Here is a 20,807-nt window from a genome sequence, read left to right as displayed (position 1 = left end):
GATGAGAGTGCTGCTGCTCGGAGCCGACGGCTTCCTCGGCCGCCATGTCGCGGAGCGCCTCCTCGCCGACCCCGCCGTCCAGCTCACCGCCCTCGGCAGGAGCGACGACGCGGACGTCCGCTTCGACCTGGCGAGCGGCGCGCCCGGCGTCCTCGCCCGGTTCCTGGACGCCGTCCACCCCGGGGTGGTGATCAACTGCGCGGGCACCACCCGCGGCGGCGCCCGCGAACTGACCCGGCAGAACACCGTCGCCGTCGCCACCGTCTGCGAGGCGATGCGCCGTAGCCAGGCAGACGCCCGCCTGGTGCAGCTCGGCTGCGGCTCGGAGTACGGCCCGTCGCCGCAGGGCGCGTCCACCGGCGAGGACGCGGTGCCGCGCCCCGGCGGCCCGTACGGCGTCAGCAAGCTCGCCGCCACCGAGCTGGTGCTCAGCTCCGGCCTGGACGCGGTGGTGCTGCGGGTGTTCAGCCCGGTCGGCCCCGGCACCCCGACCGGCGCCCCGCTCGGCCGGGTCGCCGAGACGCTGCGCCGCGCCATGCAGAACGGCGACGGCGAACTGAAGCTCGGCGGCCTCGGCGTGCAGCGCGACTTCATCGACGCCCGCGACGTGGCCCGCGCCGTGCACGCCGCGTCGCTGTCCGCCGCGCAGGGCGTGGTGAACATCGGCAGCGGCCGGGCGGTGCGGATGCGCGAGATGGCCGCCGCCCTCGCCCATGTCGCGGGCTACGACGGCAGCCTGCACGAACTGGACGACGGCCCCGGCAGCGCCGGGCCGCCCCCGTACCCCGACGGCTGCGGCGCCTGGCAGCAGGCCGACGTGCGCACCGCGCGGGACCGGCTCGGCTGGCGGCCCCGGATCGGCCTGGAGGAGTCGCTGGCCGATGTGTGGATGGAGGCGGCATGTCGCGTCTGACCCGGCCGCACCACTGGGGTACGGGCCTGCGCCGGCGGGCGGGCGCGGGCCGCGACGGCATGGGCTTCGGGGTGCCCGCCTTCGCCCACCCGCTGGTCGCGCCCACCGAGTGGGCCGAACTCGCCCGGCCGGGCGCACCGCTGCACTGGGCGGCCTTCGACGTGGCGCGCGGCCCCGGCAGCCGGCCCGACCCGCTCTACGGCGAGGTCGTCACCCGCGTCCGTGAGAACGGCGTCCCGGTCCTCGGACTGCTGGACGCGCGCGGCGGCAGCCGCCCCTTCGGCGAGCTGGTCGCGGACGCCTCGCACTACCTGGACTGGTACCGGGTCGACGGCTTCTACCTGGACCGCGCCCCGACCGGCCGCGCCGACGCGGGCGAGTGCCGCCGTACGGTCACCACCCTGCGTGCGCTGCTGCGTACCGCCACCGGCGGCGACCGCGACGAAGACACGGGCACGGACACGGGCACGGACACCGGGGCGGGGGCGGGGGCGGGGGAAGGGGAGAGCGGCGGCCAGATCGTGCTCGGGCACGGCGAGCACCCCTGGCCCGGCTACGCGGAACTCGCCGACCAGCTCGTCACCTTCTGCGGCCCCTGGACCAGCTACCGCTGGTCGGAGGCGCCGGAGTGGACGGCCGCCTACCCGCCCGAGCGCTTCGTCCACCTCGTGCACGGGCTGCCCAAGTCGCACCTGGACTCCGCGCTGCGGATCGCCCGCTGGCAGGGCGCGGCCACGGTGTGCCTGACCGACCGCACCGACCGGGACGGCGCCGACCCGTGGGCCGGGCTGCCCGGCTACTGGCACGAAACCGTCCGCATGCTGCGCAAACAGCCGCCGCCGAGCACGTGAAACGGACCGGCCGGCGCGATGCCCGGGATGTGAGCGAAATCCGTCTCGCCCCTCGGACCGGGTGGCTTGGAATGAAGAGGGGCGTGGCAGTGTTGCAGGGACAGCACGTACCGCACGTACTGACTGATGACCGACCAACCGTATTGCTGAGGTCCCTGTGTCGCTGCCACCCCTGGTCGAGCCGGCCGCCGAGCTCTCCGTTGACGAGGTCCGCAGGTATTCGCGTCACCTGATCATCCCCGATGTGGGTATGGACGGGCAGAAGCGGCTGAAGAACGCCAAGGTGCTGTGTGTCGGCGCCGGCGGCCTCGGCTCGCCGGCCCTGATGTACCTGGCCGCGGCGGGCGTGGGCACGCTCGGCATCGTCGAGTTCGACGAGGTCGACGAGTCCAACCTGCAGCGCCAGATCATCCACAGCCAGTCCGACATCGGCCGTTCCAAGGCCGAGTCCGCCCGCGACACCGTCAAGGGCATCAACCCGTACGTCGAGGTCGTCCTCCACGAAGAGCGGCTCGAGGCCGACAATGTGATGGACATCTTCGCCCAGTACGACCTGATCATCGACGGCACCGACAACTTCGCGACCCGGTACCTGGTCAACGACGCGTGCGTGCTGCTGGGCAAGCCCTACGTCTGGGGCTCGATCTACCGCTTCGACGGCCAGGCGTCGGTCTTCTGGTCCGAGCACGGCCCCTGCTACCGCTGCCTGTACCCGGAGCCCCCGCCCCCCGGCATGGTCCCGTCCTGCGCCGAGGGCGGCGTCCTCGGCGTGCTGTGCGCGTCGATCGGCTCCATCCAGGTCAACGAGGCGATCAAGCTGCTCGCCGGCATCGGTGAGCCGCTGCTCGGCCGGCTGATGATCTACGACGCCCTGGAGATGACGTACCGCACCGTCAAGGTCCGCAAGGACCCGGACTGCGCCGTCTGCGGCGAGAACCCGACGGTCACCGAGTTGATCGACTACGAGGCGTTCTGCGGCGTCGTGTCGGAGGAGGCCCAGGAGGCCGCGCTCGGCTCCACGATCACTCCCAAGCAGCTCAAGGAGTGGATCGACGACGGCGAGAACATCGAGATCATCGACGTCCGCGAGCCGAACGAGTACGAGATCGTCTCCATCCCCGGCGCGAAGCTGATCCCGAAGAACGAATTCCTGATGGGCAGCGCGCTGGAGCACCTCCCGCAGGACAAGCGGATCGTGCTGCACTGCAAGACCGGTGTGCGCTCGGCGGAGGTGCTGGCCGTCCTGAAGTCCGCGGGCTTCTCCGACGCCGTGCACGTCGGCGGCGGCGTGATCGGCTGGGTCAACACGATCGAGCCGGACAAGCCGATCTACTGACCGGATTGCGGTAGTTGAGGCCCTGAGGGCCGGGTGCGGCGCACCCGGCCCTCAGCCGTGTCCGGCCGAACTCCGGTGTCCGGAAACGGTATCGAAACTGTGACGGACCCATGACGATCCCATGGGGAGACTGTCCGAGGCAGGCGGTAGCGTCAGTGGCTTCCGCGCGGAGTGATCCGCGGCGGATTCGGGACATTCGCATTGGGGGACCACTACGTGAAAGCACAGCAGACCCGGCGGACCGGACGTGGCATCAAGGCCAGGTCCGCCGCGGTGACGGCGGGCGCGCTCGCCATGGTGCTGGGGGCATCGGTCGCGGCGAGCGCCAGCGGCGGCCCGTCGGCGTCGATCACCGACGTCAAGCCCGCGCAGCAGACCACGGCGCACAACCTGACGTCGTTCTCGACGAACGCCGCGCAGGACAAGGTCTGGACGTTCGGCATCGACGGCCGTGACTCCAAGGGCAACATCTACAGCTACGACATCAAGGCCAACGGCTTCGGTGCCCGGCACCTGTCCGGCTACGGCATGGGGAGCGCCAAGGCGTTCTTCAAGAACAACTCCAACGACGACGCGGACGTGAACGTCTACGCGCTGTTCGGCAGCACCCTGCGCATCTTCACCTCGTCCACGCCCGACGAGGGCAAGGTCATCGGCACCGGATGGAACGTGTACAACACGTTCGTCACGCCGGGCAACCTCGGCGGCGCCGCCAACCCGGACCTGCTCGCCCGGGACGGCTCCGGCAACCTGTGGCTGTACCTGTCCTACGGCAACGGCACCTTCACCACGAAGCGCAAGGTCGGCCCCGGCTGGAACATCTACAGCCAGATCGCCGGCCGCGGCGACCTCACCGGTGACGGCAAGCCGGACATCGTCGCGCGCGACGGCTCCGGTGTGCTGTGGCTGTACAAGGGCACCGGCAACGCGGACGCGCCGTTCGCGAAGCGCACCAAGATCGGCCCCGGCTGGAACACGTACAACAAGATCCTCGGCCTGGGCGACACGAGCGAGGACGGCCGCAACGACCTGATCGCCCGTGACGGTTCCGGCAACCTGTGGCTGTACAAGGGCACCGGCAACGCCAGCGGCCCGTACGCGTCGCGCGTGAAGATCGGCCCCGGCTGGAACACGTACAACTACCTGTTCTAGAAGGCCCGTTCCCGCCACCCGCGGGACGGTGCCCCGAAGGCCCGCCGTACGGAGTCCGCTCCGTACGGCGGGCCTTCGCCGTTGTCGTGATCGTTTCCGGGGCCGTACGGCGGGTGCTACAGCTCGCCCTTGCGCGTCAGGTGGGTGAAGGAGATCCAGCCCGGCAGCACCGGCAGCCAGAAGGTCAGCAGCCGGAAGAAGAGCACCGCGGGGGTCGCGACCTCCTTCGGCAGGCCGGCCGCGATCAGACCACCGGTCAGGGCGAGTTCGACCGCGCCGACACCGCCCGGGGTCGGCGCCGCGGACCCCAGCGCGTTGCCCGCGAGGAACACCACGGCGATCGCCGCGTAGCTCAGGTGCCCGCCGAAGGCGCGCACACAGCCGTCCAGGCAGACCACGAAGGTCACCGTCAGCATCAGGGTGCCGCCGATGCCGGTGAGCAGCTTCGCGGGCCGCTGGAGGACGTCCAGCATGCGCGGCACCACACCGGCGAACAGCGCGCGGACCCGGGTCGAGACGAACTTCCGCAGCGCCGGCACCGCGGTGACCACCAGCACCAGCACGCCCGCGGTCAGCAGTCCGGCCATCACCGTACGGGACGGCGACAGCGACGGCGTCTTCTCCGTACCGGTGATGAAGCCGAAGGTCATCAGCAGCATCACATGCGCGCCCAGGCCCACCAGTTGGGAGGCGCCGACGCTCGCCACCGCCAGGCCCGGCCGGACGCCCGCCTTCTGCAGGTAGCGGGTGTTGAGCGCGACACCGCCGACGGCCGCCGGCGCCACCAGCTTCACGAACGACCCGGCGACCTGCGCCAGCACCGTCCTCACCAGCGACAGCCGCTCGGGCACGAAACCGGCCAGCGCGCACGCGGCGGCGACGTAACTGGCCGCGGACCCGAGGACCGCGACCACCGCCCAGCGCCAGTCGGCGTTGGCGATCGCGTCGCCGATCGGCACGGAACTCAGCTGGGACAGCAGGAAATACGCGGCGAAGGCGCCCGCGATCACCGTGATCAGGGTGCGCGGCTTGATCCGCTCCAGGCGGACCGGCTCGACCGGCGCCTGCGGCCGGATCAGCAGCACCTGCTGCCGGATCCGGGCGAGCAGATCCTCCTCGCGGGCCTCCTCCAGGGCGTCCTCTATGGCCCGCTTCTCCGCCTTGCGCTCGGCCTTGGACGCCGACTTGGACTCGGCGGTGACCTCGGTCGCGCCGTGCCGGCCGGAGTCCGCGCCGTGCGCGCGCTCCGCGACCCGCGCCTCCTTCTCGGCGTCCGCGGCGGCCAGCACCGCGTCCCGCTCCCGCTGCGCGCGGGCCCGCGCCAGCGCCTTGAGCTGCGCGCGGGTGTCCCGGCTCAGCGCGATCGGCTGGAGCAGCGGCAGCGAGTCCGCGACCGAGTCGGGGCCGAGGACGGCCAGCGCGGAGGCCACCGCGCGCTCCGGGCCGACCCGCAGCGCCAGCGTGGTGAGCATCTGCGCGATGTCCATCCGCAGCACGATGTCGCCGGCCGCGATCTCACCGCCGCGCAGCTCGGTCAGGAACACCCGGCGGCCCTCGTCCACCAGCAGCGAGTCGCCGACCAGCCGGCGGTGCGCGATCCGCCGCGACTGGAGCGCCCGTACCTGCGTCCACGCCTCGCGCAGCAGCTCGTCGGTGATCTCCTCGTCGTCCAGCGCGTCGAAGCGCCGGCCGCCGATGTGCTCGTAGACCAGCATCACCGCGTCCGGGCCCAGCTCGGAGGTGGCGATCAGCTTCGGCGCGTTGGCGCCCGCGGCGATCGCCGCGTACGCCAGCAGCGCCTCCTGCTCCAGCGCCTGCCGCAGCGAGAGCAGGCTGCGCCGCTGGGTGATCCCGCCGACCAGGGCCAGCCGCCGCCACAGCCGGTAGAAGAAGCCGTGCGCCTGCTGTTCGCGGTCGACGACCGTCACGTCCAGCGGCGGCCCGTCCTCCAGCGTCACCAGATACGCCCGGCCGCGGTCGGAGTCCGCGGGTTCGGGCCCGGCCGGCTCCACGCGGCGCGCGGTCAGCGGCGCGAAACCGACCCGGCGCAGCCCGGCGAGCAGGTGCTGACCGGTGGGGCGCACATTCGGCGAGCCGACCGCGTAGACCGTGCCGTAGGCGACCGTCCAGCCGATCAGCACGGTCACCGCGATCGAGAACGGCGTGGTGTAGCCGCCGACCAGCACCGCGAAGGCGTCCAGCAGCAGCACGAACCACAGCGCGACCCGCCAGCGCGGCCTGCGCGCCATGCCGACCGCCGTCACATAGGCGATGACGGGCGCGAGATAGCCGTGCACGGGGTCGGTCAGGCCAGTGCCGCCCGGCGCGTCGTGGGTCAGCGCCTCCTGGATCGGATTCGGCGCGGAACTCGTCACCCACAAGTCGGTGGCCAGCGCCGTGCCGTGCGCGAGGACGGCGGCCAGCACGCCGTCGGCGATCCGCAGCCCGTCCCGTTTGACCAGCCGCTCGATCGCGAAGGCGACCGGCACGATCAGGACGGCGATGCTGGCCGTCAGGCCCGCGAAGGACGACAGGGCGTCCGGCGCGTGGTCGGCGCCCTTGGAGATGTCGGTCTCCAGGCCGGTCGTGGTCGCGTGCGCGAAGCCCGCGATCGCCAGCACCACGGCGATGCCGAGCAGGCCGAACAGGAAGCGCATCAGGTCGGCGGGGCGGTGCACGCGGGCGGCGAGCAGCGGTTCGTCGACCAGGACGGTGCCGGGTTTGGGACCGGAGGTCCGGCCGGGGGCGGCGGGCGCGGCCTTTTCCGAACCGGCGGCCGCTTCCGAACCGGTGGCTTTTCCGGAGCCGGCGGTTTTTCCGGAGTCGGCGGCCTTCCCCGAGCCGGTGGCCTTTCCGGAACCGTTTCTTCCGGACGTGCTCCGTGCCGACGTACTCTCTCCGGGAGTGCTCACCGCGGGCAGCGCTTCGGAGCCCGCGGGCAGCGCGCCGGGAGCGCGGTCGGCCGCCCCGGCCCGCTCCGCGCCCTGCTGCTGCTCACCAGCCGTCTCTTCTTCTTGATCTCGTATCACCAGTCACCGCCCGGACGATGGTGGCATGAGAGGTCTGCGAATGGGACCGTAACCCCCCGTTGTCGGTGGTCTGGTGCAGGATTGTTCGGATGAGCGAGGAGTTCGACCCCGGTGCCCCCACGGAGTACGCGGAGCGGGTGCTGGACACCGTAGATCTGATCCCGCCGGGACGCGTGATGACATACGGGGACGTCGCCGAATACCTGGGCGAGGGCGGGCCGCGGCAGGTCGGCCGAGTCATGGCGCTGTACGGCGGCGGTGTGCCGTGGTGGCGTGTCGTGCGCTCCGACGGGACGCTGCTGCCCGGCCACGAGCTGCGGGCGCTGGCCGCCTACCGCGCCGAGGGCACCCCGCTGCGCGTCCGCGGCCCCGCCGCCGACGGGCACATACCGCGCGTCGACATGCGCAGGGCCCGCTGGGACGGGGGCGCGGCCGGGCCCGCGGAGGGCGGCGACGGCTGACGGCCGGGAAGTCATGCTCCCCAGCTTCCGTCATGGGCGGCGCCGTACGGGTTTGCGCCGTCCGTACGGAGTACACCCCGCGCGTGGCGTAGCGTCGTCCTCTCCCGTACGGACGGGCCGCGCGCCGCGCCGACCCGTACGTACGGAACCGCACCCGCGTCCCGAATCGAATCCGCGTACCGAACCGAATCCGCGTACCGAACCGCGTCCCGGACCGCACCCGAGCCCCGGACCGCGTCCGGACACCGCATCCGCTCCAGGCACCGACAGAACCGGCGAACCACGTGACACCCCCCTCCCTCTCCTCGGCCGCATCCTCCGCCGCCACCTCGGCCGTGCCGCACCAGACGCACCGCGCCGCGGGCGGCGGATACCGGCTGGTGCGGACGCCGCCGGTGGCCGCGGCGCCTCCTGTGCTGGACGCGGCACAGCGCGCGGTGGTTGAGCACCGCGAGGGACCACTGCTGGTACTGGCCGGGCCCGGCACCGGCAAGACGACCACGCTCGTCGAGGCGGTCACCGCGCGGGTGCGGCGCGGTACCGACCCCGGCCGCATCCTCGTCCTCACCTTCAGCCGCAAGGCGGCCGTCGAACTGCGCGACCGGATGGCGGCGCGGGCCGCCGCGGAACCGGGGGCGGGGCCGGGGACTGACGGCGGGGCGGGGGGTCCTGGTGCGGAGGGGCCGGTCGTCGCGCCGCACGCCGCCACCTTCCACTCCTTCTGCTACGCCCTGGTCCGCGCGCACCAGGCGCCCGACCTGTTCGCCGACCCGGTCAGACTGCTGTCCGGCCCGGAGCAGGACCTGCTGGTACGCGAACTGCTGGCCGGCGAGGCCGCGCTGGAACGGGACGGGCGGGCCCGTTTCCACTGGCCCACCGACCTCAAGGCCGCCCGTACCACCCGCGGTTTCGCCGACGAGGTGCGCGCGGTGCTGGCGCGCAGCCGCGAACTGGGGCTCGGCCCACGCGCGCTCGCCGCCTTCGCGCGCCGGATCGGCCGCCCCGACTGGATCGCGGCGGCGGCCTTCCTCGACGAATACCTGGAGGTCAGCGACCTCCAAGGGGTCATCGACTACACCGAACTCGTGCACCGGGCCGCGCTGCTCGCCGAACGCCCCGAGGTGTACGCGGAGCTGGCCGGGCGCTACGACGCGGTGTACGTCGACGAGTACCAGGACACCGACCCGGCGCAGGTGCGGCTGCTGCGCGCCCTGGCCGGGCAGGGCCGCACCCTGGTCGCCTTCGGCGACCCCGACCAGTCGATCTACGCCTTCCGCGGCGCCGACATCAACGGCATCCTCGACTTCCCCACCGACTTCCCGCCGCGCGGCCGGAAGGCCGCGCCCGTCCAGGTGCTCACCGTCTCCCGGCGGTCCGGGGCCGGGCTGCTGGACGCGACCCGGCGGCTCACCGCACGGATGCCGCTGCCGAAGCTGCCCGCCGCGGCCGTCCGCAAGCACCGCGAGCTGCACGCCGTACGGTCCGACGGCAGCGTGGCCGTCCGTACGTATCCGACCTCGGGCGCCGAACTCGACGGCATCGCCGACGTACTGCGCCGCGCCCACCTGGAGGACGGCGTCCCCTGGCACGACATGGCCGTACTCCTCCGCGCCGCCGCCCCCCTCCCGGCCCTCCGCCGCGCCCTCACCACCGCCGGCGTCCCCGTCCACCTCGACGCCCCCGACATCCCCCTCCACGCCGAACCCGCCGTCGCCCCCCTCCTCCTGGCCCTCCGCCTGGCAGCGGAATCGGCTGCGGAATCGGCTGCGCCTGAGCTTCCTGGCGACACGGACGTCGCGCCTGCGCCGGAGGACGCCGAATCTCCCGCGCCGGACGCCGCAGACGATGGCGGGGCCACGGCGCCACGGGTCGTCGTCGGGGTCGAGGACGCCGTCACGCTGCTCACGTCGCCGCTCGGCGGCATGGACGCCGCGGATCTGCGGCGGCTGGGGCGGGCGTTGCGGGAGGAGGAGCGGGCCGCGGGCCGGGCCGTACCGCGCGGGTCGGACGAGCTGATCGCGGAGGCGGTGGGGGAGCCGGAGCGGCTGACGGCGCACGATCCGGCGCACGCGCGGGGCGCGCAGCGGCTGGGGGCGCTGCTGCGGGCGGCCAGGGACGCGCTGGCGGGCGGCGGCACCGCGCAGGACGCCCTGTGGGGCCTGTGGCAGGGCACGCCGTGGCCGGACCGGCTGGAGCGGGCGGCGCTGCGCGGCGGCGCGGCGGGCCGCAACGCCGACCGTGACCTGGACGCGGTGTGCGCGCTGTTCGAGACCGCCGCCCGCGCCGAGGAACGCACCGGCGGTCGCGGCGCCCTCAACCTCATCGAGGAGCTGTCCGCCCACGACATCGCCGCGGACACCCTCGGCGGCCCGGCCGTACGCCCCGACGCCGTACGCCTGATGACCGCGCACCGCGCCAAGGGCCTGGAGTGGCGGCTGGTGGTCGTGGCGGGCGTCCAGGAGGGCGTCTGGCCCGACCTGCGGCGCCGCGGCTCCCTGCTGGAAGCCGACCGGATCGGCACCGACGGCCTCGCCCCGCCGCTCGGCCAGGGCGCGCTGCTCGCCGAGGAGCGCCGGCTGTTCTACGTGGCGGCCACCCGCGCCCGTGAACGCCTGCTGGTCACCGCCGTGAAGTCGGCCAACGACGACGGCGACCAGCCCTCCCGCCTGCTCACCGAACTCGGCGTCGCCCCGCAGGACGTCACCCACCGCGCCCGCCGCCCGCTGGCCGTCGCCGCGCTCGTCGCCGAACTGCGCGCCACCACCGTCGACCCGGCCGCCTCCCCGGCGCTGCGCGACGCCGCCGCGCGCCGGCTCGCCACCCTCGCCTCGCTCCACGACGACGGCCACGCCCTCGTCCCGGCCGCGCACCCCGACCGCTGGTGGGGCCTGTACGAGCCGACCCGTTCCACCGTCCCCGTGCGCGACCGTGACCAGCCGGTCGTGCTGTCCGGCAGCGCCCTCGACCAGCTCGCCAACACCTGCGCCCTGCAATGGTTCCTGGGCCGCGAGGTCAAGGCGGAGCCGCCGTCCACCGCGGCCCAGGGCTTCGGCAACGTCGTGCACGTCCTCGCCGACGAGGTCGCCTCCGGCCGCGCCCCCGCCGACCTCGACGTGCTCATGGAGCGCCTGGACTCCGTCTGGGACGCCCTCGCCTTCGACGCGCCGTGGAAGTCCCGGCAGGAGAAGGACAACGCCCGCGCCGTCCTCGAACGCTTCCTGCGCTGGCACGTCCTGGAGCGCGGCCGTACGCCCGTCGCCACCGAGCACGGCTTCGACGTCACCCTGGAGGCGGGCGACGCCCGGGTCCGGATCCGCGGCAGTATGGACCGGGTCGAGACCGACGCCGAGGGCAACGCCTACATCGTCGACTTCAAGACCGGCCGCGCCAAACCCACCGCCGCCGAGGTCGCCCACCACGCCCAGCTCGCGGTCTACCAGCTCGCCGTCCGCGAAGGCGCCGTCGACCCGCTCTTCAACGACACCCGGCCGCCCTCCGGCGGCGCCGAACTTGTCCAGCTGCGCCTGGGCGCCGCCCGCCGCGACGGCGGCGACACGCTGCCCGCCGTCCAGCACCAGGGCGCGCTGGAGGGTGCGTGGGCCGAGGAGCTGCTGGCCGAGGCCGCGGGCCGCGTCCTGGACGAACGCTTCACCCCCTCCACCGGCCAGCATTGCGCCAACTGCGCCTTCCGCGGCGCCTGTACGGCCCGCCCGGAGGGGCGGCAGGTCGTGGAGTGAGCCCCTCCCCGCACACGGCGCGGCACACGGCGCGGCACGCGGTACAGCACCCGGCGCGTCGCGGAACGGGAGGTTCCGGCGTCCCGGGTGTCGGCCAGGGCGGCTAGCCTCACCAGGGTGGCAGCCCCTCTCAGCGATCCCGAACAGCTCAAGGAGCTGCTGGGGATCCCGTTCACCCCGGAGCAGATGGCGTGCGTGACCGCGCCGCTCGCGCCGGGCGTGATCGTGGCCGGGGCCGGTTCCGGCAAGACGACGGTGATGGCCGCGCGCGTGGTGTGGCTGACCGGCACCGGGCAGGTGGCCCCCGAGCAGGTCCTCGGGCTGACCTTCACCAACAAAGCCGCCGGCGAGCTGGCCGAACGCGTCGGCAAGGCGCTGGCCCGCGCCGGCATCACCGACCCGGACCCCGATCCGGCCGCCGAGGGCGACGCGGCACACCCGCCCGGCGACCCGCGGATCTCCACGTACCACGCCTTCGCCGGGCAGCTGCTGAAGGACCACGGCATGCGGATCGGCCTGGAGCCCGGCGCCCGGCTGCTCGCCGACGCCACCCGCTACCAGCTCGCCGCCAAGGTGCTGCGCTCCGCGCCGGGACCCTTCCCCGCGCTGACCAAGGGCCTGCCCGCGCTGGTCGGCGACCTGCTGGCACTGGAGGGCGAGCTGGCCGAGCACCTGGTGCCGGTCGGCCGGCTGACGGCGTACGACACCCGGCTCGACGAGGAGCTGGCCGGCATCGACCCGGCGCGGCGTGGCTACGCCTGGGCGCGCGAGGTCAAGCAGGCCGTACGCGCCCGCCTCGACCTCGCCGGACTCGCCGCCGCCTACCGGGACGAGAAGCGCTCCCGCGAACTGCTCGACTTCGGCGACCAGATCGCGCTGTCCGCGACCCTCGCGCAGAGCCGCGCCGAGGTCGGCGCGATCCTGCGCGACCAGTACCGGGTGGTGCTGCTCGACGAGTACCAGGACACCTCCGTCGCCCAGCGGCTGCTGCTCGCCGGACTGTTCGGCGACGGCACCGGCCACGCCGTGACCGCGGTCGGCGACCCCTGCCAGGCCATCTACGGCTGGCGCGGCGCCTCCGTCGCGAATCTGGACGACTTCCCCCGGCACTTCGCGTACGCCGACGGCCGCCCCGCCGACCGGTACGCGCTCAGCGAGAACCGCCGCTCCGGCGGCCGGCTGCTCGACCTCGCCAACACTCTCGCCGTCGAACTGCGCGCCCGCCACGAAGGCGTCGAGGCGCTGCGGCCCGCCCCCGGCGCCGAAGGCGACGGGCAGGTGCGCTGCGCCCTGCTGCCCAGCCAGGACGACGAGATCACCTGGCTCGCCGACACCCTCGCCCACCTCGTACGCACCGGCACCCCGCCCGGCGAGATCGCCGTCCTGTGCCGTACGGCCACGCATTTCGCGGACATCCACGCCGCGCTGGTGGCCCGCGACATCCCCGTCGAGGTCGTCGGCCTGTCCGGGCTGCTGCACCTGCCCGAGGTCGCCGACCTGGTCGCGGTCTGCGAGGTGCTGCACGACCCGACCGCCAACGCCGCCCTGGTCCGGCTGTTGACCGGCCCGCGCTGGCGGATCGGCGCCCGCGACCTGGCCCTGCTCGGCCGCCGCGCCCGGCAGCTCGTCCGCTACGGGCCCGGCGCCGACGACGGCCGCGACCCGCTGGCGGCGGCCGTGGAGGGCGTCGACCCGGCCGAGGTGATCTCGCTCGCGGACGCGCTGGAGACCTTCCTCCACCCGCCGGACAAGGAACCGGAGCCGGACCTGCCCTTCTCGCCCGAGGCCCGGGTGCGCTTCGCGCGGATCGCCGCCGAGATAAGGGATCTGCGGCGGGCGCTCGCCGACCCGCTGATGGACGTGCTGCACCGCGTCCTGGCCGTCACCGGCCTCGAGGTCGAACTGTCCGCGTCCCCGCACGCGCTGGCCGCCCGCCGCCGCGAGACGCTGCACGCCTTCCTCGACATCGCCGCGGGCTTCGCCGCCCTGGACGGCGAGGCCACCCTGCTGGCCTTCCTCGGCTTCCTGCACACCGCGATCCAGTACGAGAAGGGCCTGGACAGCTCGCTCCCGGGCGGCGAGAACACCGTCAAGGTGCTCACCGCCCACAAATCCAAGGGCCTGGAGTGGGACGTCGTCGCCGTCCCCGGCCTGGTCGCCAAGGGCTTCCCGAGCGAGCGCGGGCGCGAGCTGTGGCCGAACAACGCCAAGGTGCTGCCGCACGGGCTGCGCGGCGACGCCGGCACCCTGCCCGACGTGCCCGAATGGACCCGGGCAGGGCTCGACGGCTTCCGCGACGCCATGAAGGAGCACCAGCGGATCGAGGAACTCCGTCTCGGCTACGTCACCTTCACCCGGCCGCGCTCGCTGCTGCTCGGCTCCGGGCACTGGTGGGGGCCGAGCCAGAAGAAGCCCTTCGGCCCCTCGGCCTTCCTCGACGCGCTGCGCGAGCACTGCGAGGCCGGGCACGGCGAGATCGACCACTGGACCGAGGAGCCCGCCGAGGGCGAGGAGAATCCGGCGCTCGCCGTCCCCGTCGACCACCCCTGGCCGCTCCCGCTGGACCCGGCGGCGCTGGAACGGCGGCGGCAGGCGGCGCGGACGGTGCTGGCGTACGTGGCGGAGCCGGCTTCGGAAGAGGCTTCGGTGACAGAGGGGCAAGCGGCCGAGGGCGAGCCCTTCGAACCCTTCGAGCCCGTCGAGGACGAGCCGTACGACTCGGCGGAGGACGAGCCCTTCGACCCGGAGGACTGGGAGACGCTGCCCACCGCGCGCCCGGACACCGCGCGCCCGGCCGGGGCGCTCCCCGGCCTCGTACCGGAGCAGGCGGCGGAGCCGGAAGCCGGAGCCGGGTCCGTACCCGGACCCGTACCGGACGCCGATACGGAGCTGCTGCCCGAGGAGGCGCGGCTGGTCGCGTCCTGGGACCGGGACCTCGGCGCGCTCGCGGACGAGCTGCGGCGGGCGCGGGCGGGGGTACGGGAGGTGCCGCTGCCGCCGGCGCTGACCGCCACGCAGCTGCTGCGGCTGGCCGCCGACCCCGACGGGCTCGCCAAGGATCTGGCCCGGCCCATGCCCCGGCCCCCGGCGCCCGCCGCGCGGCGCGGCACCCGCTTCCACGCCTGGATCGAGTCCCGTTTCGACGCGCGCCCGCTCTTCGGCCCCGAGGAACTGCCCGGCGTCGAGGGCGGCGAGGACGAGATCGCCGACGAACACGACCTCGCCGCGCTCAAGGACGCCTTCCTGCGTACGCCGTACGCCGACCGCACCCCGTACCGGGTCGAATTCCCCTTCCACCTCGTGCTCGCGGGCCGGGTGATCCGCGGCCGGATGGACGCGGTGTACCGCGAGGAGAGCGGGGACGGGGACGTGAACGGCGACGGCGTCACGTACGAGATCCTCGACTGGAAGACCGGGCGCGCCACCGACGCCGATCCGCTCCAGCTCGCGGTCTACCGGCTCGCGTGGGCCGAACACGCGGGCGTGCCCCCGGACCGCGTGAGCGCCGCTTTCCTGCACATCCGTACCGGCGCCCTCGTCCGCCCCGCGGACCTCCCGGACCGCGCGGCGCTGGAGCGTCTGCTGGGCCCCGGGACGTAGGCACGGCCCCCGGCCCGCACCGCCCGGCCACCGGAGTGTCACCCCTTCCCGTTAGGCTGAACGTATGTGCACGACGACCGTGAGTGGGATGCAGCCTTGACCCGATTCGACGCGACGTCGCAGCCGCTCGCCCTCACGTTCGAGGGCGTCGACCGCGCCGCACACCACCGTATGGACGAGGCGTGGCTGGCCGCGGCCTGGAGCCATCCGAGCACCCGCGTCTTCGTCGTCTCCGGCGGCCAGGTGCTGGTCGAGGACGGGCCCGACGGCCGGACGTCCCTGGTGATGACGCCCGCCTTCGACGCCCCCGAGACCGAGACGCACCGCTATTTCCTGGGCATCGACCCCGACGGTGTGCGCTACTTCGCGCTCCAGAAGGACACCCTCCCCGGCCGGATGGACGAGGAGGCGCGGCCCGCGGGGCTGCGCGAGGTCGGCGGGCTGCTGTCCCCGCTGGAGGCCGGGCTGATGGTGCACGCGGTCGCGCTGGAGAACTGGCAGCGCATGCACCGCTTCTGCTCCCGCTGCGGCGAACGCACCGTCATCGCCGCCGCGGGCCACATCCGCCGCTGCCCCGCCTGCGGCGCCGAGCACTACCCGCGCACCGACCCGGCCGTGATCATGCTGGTCACCGACGACAAGGACCGTGCGCTGCTGGGCCGCCAGGTGCACTGGCCGGAGGGCCGCTTCTCCACGCTCGCCGGGTTCGTCGAACCCGGCGAGTCGATCGAGCAGTCCGTGCGCCGCGAGGTCCTGGAGGAGGCCGGCGTCGTCATCGGCGACGTCGAATACGTCGCCAGCCAGCCGTGGCCCTTCCCGTCCAGCCTGATGCTGGGCTTCAACGCGCAGGCCACCTCGTCCGAGATCACCGTCGACGGCGAGGAGATCCACGAGGCCCGCTGGTTCTCCCGCGACGACCTGCGCGCCGCCTTCGAGTCCGGCGAGGTCCTGCCGCCCTTCGGCATCTCCATCGCCGCCCGCCTCATCGAACTCTGGTACGGCAAGCCCCTGCCGCGACCGGGCACCGCCTGAGCCTTTTCGGCGTCTTTCCAGCGGCCGGGCTCTTGCGACGGTTCGGGCCGGTCACCACGGTGAAGTGGTGACCGGCCCACGGCATTGATGTGTCAGGCGCCGATCTTCTGCTTGACCTGGGCGAGGGAAGGGTTGGTGAGGGTGGAGCCGTCGGCGAACAGGACGGTCGGCACGGTCTGATTGCCGCCGTTGGCCTTCTCGACGAACTTCGCGGACTCCGCGTCCTCCTCGATGTTGATCTCGGTGTACGCGATGCCCTCGCGGTCCATCTGGCTCTTCAGACGGCGGCAGTAGCCGCACCAGGTGGTGCTGTACATGGTCACGGTGCCCGACATCGCTTCTCGCTCCTCGTCGCCTGCGGATGGGGGGGATCCTGGGAGGGAGTCCCGCGCCAGTAGAACACCATGCCGGGGACGGGCATTCCGGGGCGGGCTGTGGACAACTTTCCCGGGGTGTCGGCCGGACCTGGCAGAGTGGCGGGGTGACTGCGACAACCCACGAATCGCTCTTCCCCGCGCTTCCCGACTCCGCGGACGCGGTGCTCGACGGCCTCGACCCCGAGCAGCGCGCCGTCGCCACGGCGCTGCACGGGCCCGTGTGCGTGCTGGCGGGCGCCGGCACGGGCAAGACCCGGGCGATCACCCACCGGATCGCCTACGGGGTGCGGGCCGGCATCCTCCAGCCGACGAGCGTGCTCGCGGTCACGTTCACCGCGCGCGCGGCCGGCGAGATGCGCGGGCGGCTGCGCCAGCTCGGCGCGGGCGGGGTGCAGGCGCGCACCTTCCACTCCGCGGCGCTGCGCCAGCTCCAGTACTTCTGGCCGCGGGCGATCGGCGGCGAGATGCCGCGGCTGCTGGAGCGCAAGGTGCAGCTCGTCGCGGAGGCGGGCGCGCGCTGCCGCATCCGGCTGGACCGCAACGAACTGCGGGACGTCACCGGTGAGATCGAGTGGTGCAAGGTCACCCAGACGGTGCCGGAGGAGTACGCGACGGCCGCCGCCAAGACCCGCCGGGACGTGCCGCGCGACCCGGCCGAGGTGGCGAAGATCTACACCACGTACGAGCAGCTCAAACGGGACCGCGGGGTGATCGACTTCGAGGACGTGCTGCTGCTGACCGTCGGCGTGCTCCAGGACCGGCCGGACGTCGCGGACACCGTCCGCTCGCAGTACCAGCACTTCGTCGTGGACGAGTACCAGGACGTCAGCCCGCTCCAGCAGCGCCTGCTGGAGCTGTGGCTCGGCGGCCGGGACGACCTGTGCGTGGTCGGCGACGCCTCGCAGACGATCTACTCCTTCACCGGCGCCACCCCGGACTATCTGCTCGGCTTCCGCTCCCGGCACCCGGACGCCACGGTCGTCAAGCTGGTCCGCGACTACCGCTCCACCCCCCAGGTCGTCGGCCTCGCCAACGGCCTGCTCGCCCAGGCACGCGGCCAGGCCGCCGCCCACCGGCTCGAACTGGTCTCGCAGCGCGAGGGCGGCCCCGAGCCGGTCTACGCCGAGTATTCCGACGAGCCCGCCGAGGCCGAGGGCGCCGCCCGCCGGATCAAGGACCTGATCGCCGCCGGCGTGCGGCCCAGCGAGATCGCGGTGCTCTACCGGATCAACGCCCAGTCCGAGGTGTACGAGCAGGCGCTCGCCGACGCCGGGGTGCCGTACCAGCTGCGCGGCGCCGAGCGGTTCTTCGAGCGGCCCGAGGTGCGCGAGGCGGGGCTGCTGCTGCGCGGCGCCGCCCGCGCCTCCACCGACCCGGGCCAGACCGAGACCGTGCCGGAACAGGTGCGGGCGGTGCTCAGCTCCCGCGGCTGGGCCTCGGAACCGCCGTCCGGCTCGGGGGCCGTCCGCGACCGCTGGGAGTCGCTGGCCGCGCTGGTCCGGCTGGCGGAGGACTTCGCGGCGGCCCGGCAGGACGCGACGCTGTCCGACTTCGTCGCCGAGCTGGACGAGCGGGCCAACGCCCAGCACGCCCCGACCGTCGAGGGCGTCACCCTCGGCTCGCTGCACGCCGCCAAGGGCCTGGAGTGGGACGCGGTCTTCCTCGTCGGCCTCACCGAGGGCACGCTGCCGATCACGTACGCCAAGACCGACGAGCAGGTCGAGGAGGAGCGGCGGCTGCTCTACGTCGGCGTCACCAGGGCCCGGCTGCACCTGTCGCTGTCCTGGGCGCTGTCCCGGTCGCCCGGCGGGCGCGGCGGGCGCAAGCCGTCCCGCTTCCTCGACGGTCTGCGGCCCGGCTCGGCGCCGCGCGGCGCCCGGGGCCAGGGGGCGGGCGCGGGCGGGGCGGAGCGCGGCTCCGGCGGGCGCAAGCGGCGCGGCCCGGTGCTGTGCCGGGTCTGCGGCCGGACGCTGTCCGAGGCCGGCGAGATCAAACTGATGCGCTGCGAGGACTGCCCGTCCGACCTCGACGAGGCGCTGTACGAGCGGCTGCGCGCCTGGCGGATGGAGCAGGCCAAGGCGCTCGGCCAGCCCGCCTACTGCGTCTTCACCGACAAGACGCTGCTGGCCATCGCCGAGGTCCGGCCGGACGGCGAGGCGGAGCTGTCGCAGATCGCCGGGGTCGGGGCGCGCAAGCTCGACAAGTTCGGTGCGGACGTCCTGGCGCTGTGCGCGGGACTCGAACCGGGCGCCGACCAGGCCCTCGAAGGATCTTCCGAAGAATCTGAAGAAGAGGCGGAAAAATAGTTTGCGCATCCCCGGGAAGTCCCCATAGCCTGCGGGAGCACGGTCGAGAGCGGGTCTTCCAAGACCCGGTCGGAACGTGATGTACTTGCAGTCCGTTCCATCAGCCCCACGAGACGCCGAGAGGAGGCGAGCCCAATGATCAGCATCATGACCACCGTGAAAATGACCGATCGTTCGGTCGTCGCCACCTGCCCGCTCGGCATTTCGCTGCGCACCACCGGTCTGTCCTCCGCCGCTCTCCCGGTTCTGCCGATCCGTGAGCGCAGCGAGCGACCGACCCAGGCGCCCGCGGCGGCGGTAGCGGCGAAGGCTCAGGCGCATGCCTCTGCCTACGCGGCGACGGCCAACGGCGCCGGCGCTGGTACCGCCAAGGTCGCGACGAATGGTCTCGCCGCCGGCTTTGCCAACGGCAATGGACAGCAGAAGACGCAGCAGTACGGCAAGTGGGCCTTCCGCGGGCTCGAACCCTGGAGTGATCCAGCCTGATACAGCATCAGGTCGGCACCTTCAGGGCCGCGGAATCCCAGACCGGGATCCGCGGCCCTTCTGTTTTCCCTCCAGGAAAACGGCCTGTTCCGCAGGACAGGCAGCAAAAAGACCCGGCCCACCGGCCGGACCGACAGACGAGGAACGAACCAACCGTGCCTACCGCCCAGCACGCACCGTCCGGACCCCAGCCCGACCTGAGCCACCCGCCCGCAGCCCACGACCCGGAGACTCCCTTGCTGCCCCTCACCGAACTCGACGACGAGATCGACCGACTCGGCGTGCCCGTCCCGTGCCGGACCTACGACCCGGAGGTCTTCTTCGCCGAGTCCCCGGCCGACGTCGAATACGCCAAGTCCCTCTGCCAGACCTGTCCGGTCCGCGAGGCCTGCCTCGCCGGTGCCAAGGACCGCCGTGAGCCCTGGGGTGTCTGGGGCGGCGAGCTGTTCATCCAGGGTGTGGTCGTCCCCCGCAAGCGGCCCCGTGGCCGTCCGCGCAAGGACGCGGTCGCGGTATGACCGCCAGGAGGACCCGTCCGGTCAGGAACGTCAGAACCCCGCTCATGCCCGGCACCATCGACAACCCACTCACGCTCGACCCCCGGAATCAGGCCCCGATGAATCCCACACTCAGCGAAATCCCCGCACGTACATCCGACGACTTCGCGTCGCACCAGAACAGGAACCTCGAGATGCAACTCATGCCAGAAGCACTGGCTCGTGCCCATATGCAACAGCGCCTCTACGAGGCCGAACACGAACGAAGGTCCGTGCGCCTGCTCGCCGCCCGCCGGCTGCAGCGCCGTGCCGAACGCGCCTCGCTGCGCGCCCGCCGGGCGCTGGCCATGGCGGTCATGCAGTAACAGCACAGCTCGCGGCGCACGTCGCGGCACACGGTTCCCCGCAGGGAACCACGCAGTATCCGTGCAGGCAGTACAGGCAGTAACCGACAACTGACGCGGGGCCGGTCGACATCGACCGGCCCCGCGGTGCGTTATGACGACAAACGCGGCACATGCAGAGGTATCGTCAACCAGTGGATCAGAAGAACTCCCGGGCCACGCCCTCGACCATGACCACGTGTGCCCGCTGCGGCGAGACCCACGAGGGTCTTCCCCTGACGTGGACCTGCTCCGTCGAGAACGGCCAGCGCGTGTACTTCTGCGTGACCTGCGCCCGTCAGCACCTCCGCAGTATCGAAGGCCGCCTCGACTCCGCCTGGTGGTAACAACGGGCGACCGCACGCCGCCCTAGGGCGTGTCCGCAATGTCGCGCCTGGCCGGCGGCGCCTGGCACGCACGCTCGCTGCGTTGTCGGGCTCGTCCGAGTAGGCCCACTACGAGGACGACCCTCCGCCTTGCGATCGCACGCACCAGACACCGCCGGCCCCGCCCTGCGGGCGGACGCCGCGACATTGCGGACACGCCCTAGGTGTATTGACCCGTAGCGTTGTTGATTCGGGTGATCGGGGGCTGGCCTCCGATTGCGGTGTGGCTGCGGTGGTGGTTGTAGGTGTGGAGGAAGTCTG

14 protein-coding genes and 1 pseudogene are annotated in these 20,807 nt (G+C 73.2%); 12 read left to right on the top strand and 3 right to left on the bottom strand.

The window, feature by feature from the left end; all coding sequences use genetic code 11:
- Position 1 precedes the first annotated feature (1 nt).
- The 4 genes from BM076_RS31120 (at position 2) to BM076_RS31105 (ending at position 4,252) form a co-directional block, all read left to right on the top strand.
- Positions 2-913, top strand: a complete 912-nt coding sequence (locus tag BM076_RS31120) for an NAD-dependent epimerase/dehydratase family protein (protein ID WP_093717089.1) — start codon at positions 2-4, stop codon at positions 911-913.
- A gap of 59 nt (positions 914-972) precedes the next feature.
- A complete protein-coding gene (locus BM076_RS31115) occupies positions 973-1,764 on the top strand; it encodes a spherulation-specific family 4 protein (RefSeq protein ID WP_245796569.1) in 792 nt (263 codons plus the stop codon).
- A gap of 157 nt (positions 1,765-1,921) precedes the next feature.
- Positions 1,922-3,100, top strand: a complete 1,179-nt coding sequence (gene moeZ / locus BM076_RS31110; protein ID WP_093717087.1) for an adenylyltransferase/sulfurtransferase MoeZ — start codon at positions 1,922-1,924, stop codon at positions 3,098-3,100.
- Between the two features lie 216 nt (positions 3,101-3,316).
- Positions 3,317-4,252, top strand: coding sequence for an FG-GAP repeat domain-containing protein (locus BM076_RS31105; protein ID WP_093717086.1), 936 nt, complete (start codon positions 3,317-3,319; stop codon positions 4,250-4,252).
- Positions 4,253-4,368: 116 nt separating this feature from the next.
- Here BM076_RS31105 and BM076_RS31100 read toward each other — a convergent pair whose 3' ends face one another.
- Positions 4,369-7,281, bottom strand: coding sequence for a lysylphosphatidylglycerol synthase transmembrane domain-containing protein (locus BM076_RS31100; protein ID WP_245796565.1), 2,913 nt, complete (start codon positions 7,279-7,281; stop codon positions 4,369-4,371).
- Positions 7,282-7,370: 89 nt separating this feature from the next.
- On the opposite strand from BM076_RS31100, the gene BM076_RS31095 reads away from it, so the two are divergent.
- From BM076_RS31095 to nudC, 4 genes are all read left to right on the top strand, one after another.
- Entirely contained in the window at positions 7,371-7,742 is a 372-nt protein-coding gene (locus BM076_RS31095) for an MGMT family protein (protein ID WP_093717085.1), read from the top strand.
- 284 nt (positions 7,743-8,026) lie between these two features.
- Positions 8,027-11,479, top strand: a complete 3,453-nt coding sequence (locus BM076_RS31090; protein WP_177246696.1) for an ATP-dependent helicase — start codon at positions 8,027-8,029, stop codon at positions 11,477-11,479.
- 117 nt (positions 11,480-11,596) lie between these two features.
- The gene (locus BM076_RS31085) at positions 11,597-15,079 is read left to right on the top strand and encodes an ATP-dependent DNA helicase (protein ID WP_093717084.1); all 3,483 of its coding nucleotides are present in this window, start codon (positions 11,597-11,599) and stop codon (positions 15,077-15,079) included.
- A gap of 96 nt (positions 15,080-15,175) precedes the next feature.
- Complete coding sequence (nudC, locus tag BM076_RS31080; protein ID WP_245796564.1) at positions 15,176-16,111, top strand: NAD(+) diphosphatase; 936 nt, start codon at positions 15,176-15,178, stop codon at positions 16,109-16,111.
- 92 nt (positions 16,112-16,203) lie between these two features.
- On the opposite strand, the gene BM076_RS31075 is transcribed toward nudC, so the two are convergent.
- The gene (locus BM076_RS31075) at positions 16,204-16,446 is read right to left on the bottom strand and encodes a mycoredoxin (protein ID WP_093717083.1); all 243 of its coding nucleotides are present in this window, start codon (positions 16,444-16,446) and stop codon (positions 16,204-16,206) included.
- A 146-nt stretch (positions 16,447-16,592) separates the two neighbouring features.
- Between BM076_RS31075 and BM076_RS31070 the strand changes: the two genes are divergently transcribed.
- From BM076_RS31070 to BM076_RS31055, 4 genes are all read left to right on the top strand, one after another.
- A complete protein-coding gene (locus BM076_RS31070; protein ID WP_245796563.1) occupies positions 16,593-18,794 on the top strand; it encodes an ATP-dependent DNA helicase UvrD2 in 2,202 nt (733 codons plus the stop codon).
- Between the two features lie 135 nt (positions 18,795-18,929).
- Entirely contained in the window at positions 18,930-19,280 is a 351-nt protein-coding gene (locus BM076_RS31065) for a hypothetical protein (RefSeq protein ID WP_093717081.1), read from the top strand.
- A gap of 155 nt (positions 19,281-19,435) precedes the next feature.
- The gene (locus BM076_RS31060) at positions 19,436-19,798 is read left to right on the top strand and encodes a WhiB family transcriptional regulator (protein WP_093717080.1); all 363 of its coding nucleotides are present in this window, start codon (positions 19,436-19,438) and stop codon (positions 19,796-19,798) included.
- Between the two features lie 44 nt (positions 19,799-19,842).
- Positions 19,843-20,142: a hypothetical protein gene (locus BM076_RS31055; protein WP_093717170.1), complete on the top strand. Its 300-nt coding sequence runs from the start codon at positions 19,843-19,845 to the stop codon at positions 20,140-20,142.
- 564 nt (positions 20,143-20,706) lie between these two features.
- On the opposite strand, the pseudogene BM076_RS35845 reads toward BM076_RS31055, so the two are convergent.
- Positions 20,707-20,807, bottom strand: a pseudogene (locus tag BM076_RS35845) (IS481 family transposase); the annotation flags it as partial.

Source organism: Actinacidiphila alni (assembly GCF_900112845.1).
Lineage (GTDB): Bacteria > Actinomycetota > Actinomycetes > Streptomycetales > Streptomycetaceae > Actinacidiphila > Actinacidiphila alni.
Note: the sequence above shows the minus strand (reverse complement) of the source record. Positions and strands in the feature narration are given on the sequence as shown.

Excerpts from the sequence above, each read along its gene's own strand:
- BM076_RS31120 (WP_093717089.1), top strand. The coding sequence starts at position 2 with ATGAGAGTGCTGCTGCTCGGAGCCGACGGCTTCCTCGGCCGCCATGTC.
- BM076_RS31115 (WP_245796569.1), top strand. The coding sequence starts at position 973 with ATGGGCTTCGGGGTGCCCGCCTTCGCCCACCCGCTGGTCGCGCCCACC.
- BM076_RS31095 (WP_093717085.1), top strand. The coding sequence starts at position 7,371 with ATGAGCGAGGAGTTCGACCCCGGTGCCCCCACGGAGTACGCGGAGCGG.
- BM076_RS31075 (WP_093717083.1), bottom strand. The coding sequence starts at position 16,446 with ATGTCGGGCACCGTGACCATGTACAGCACCACCTGGTGCGGCTACTGC.
- BM076_RS31065 (WP_093717081.1), top strand. The coding sequence starts at position 18,930 with ATGATCAGCATCATGACCACCGTGAAAATGACCGATCGTTCGGTCGTC.
- BM076_RS31055 (WP_093717170.1), top strand. The coding sequence starts at position 19,843 with ATGCCCGGCACCATCGACAACCCACTCACGCTCGACCCCCGGAATCAG.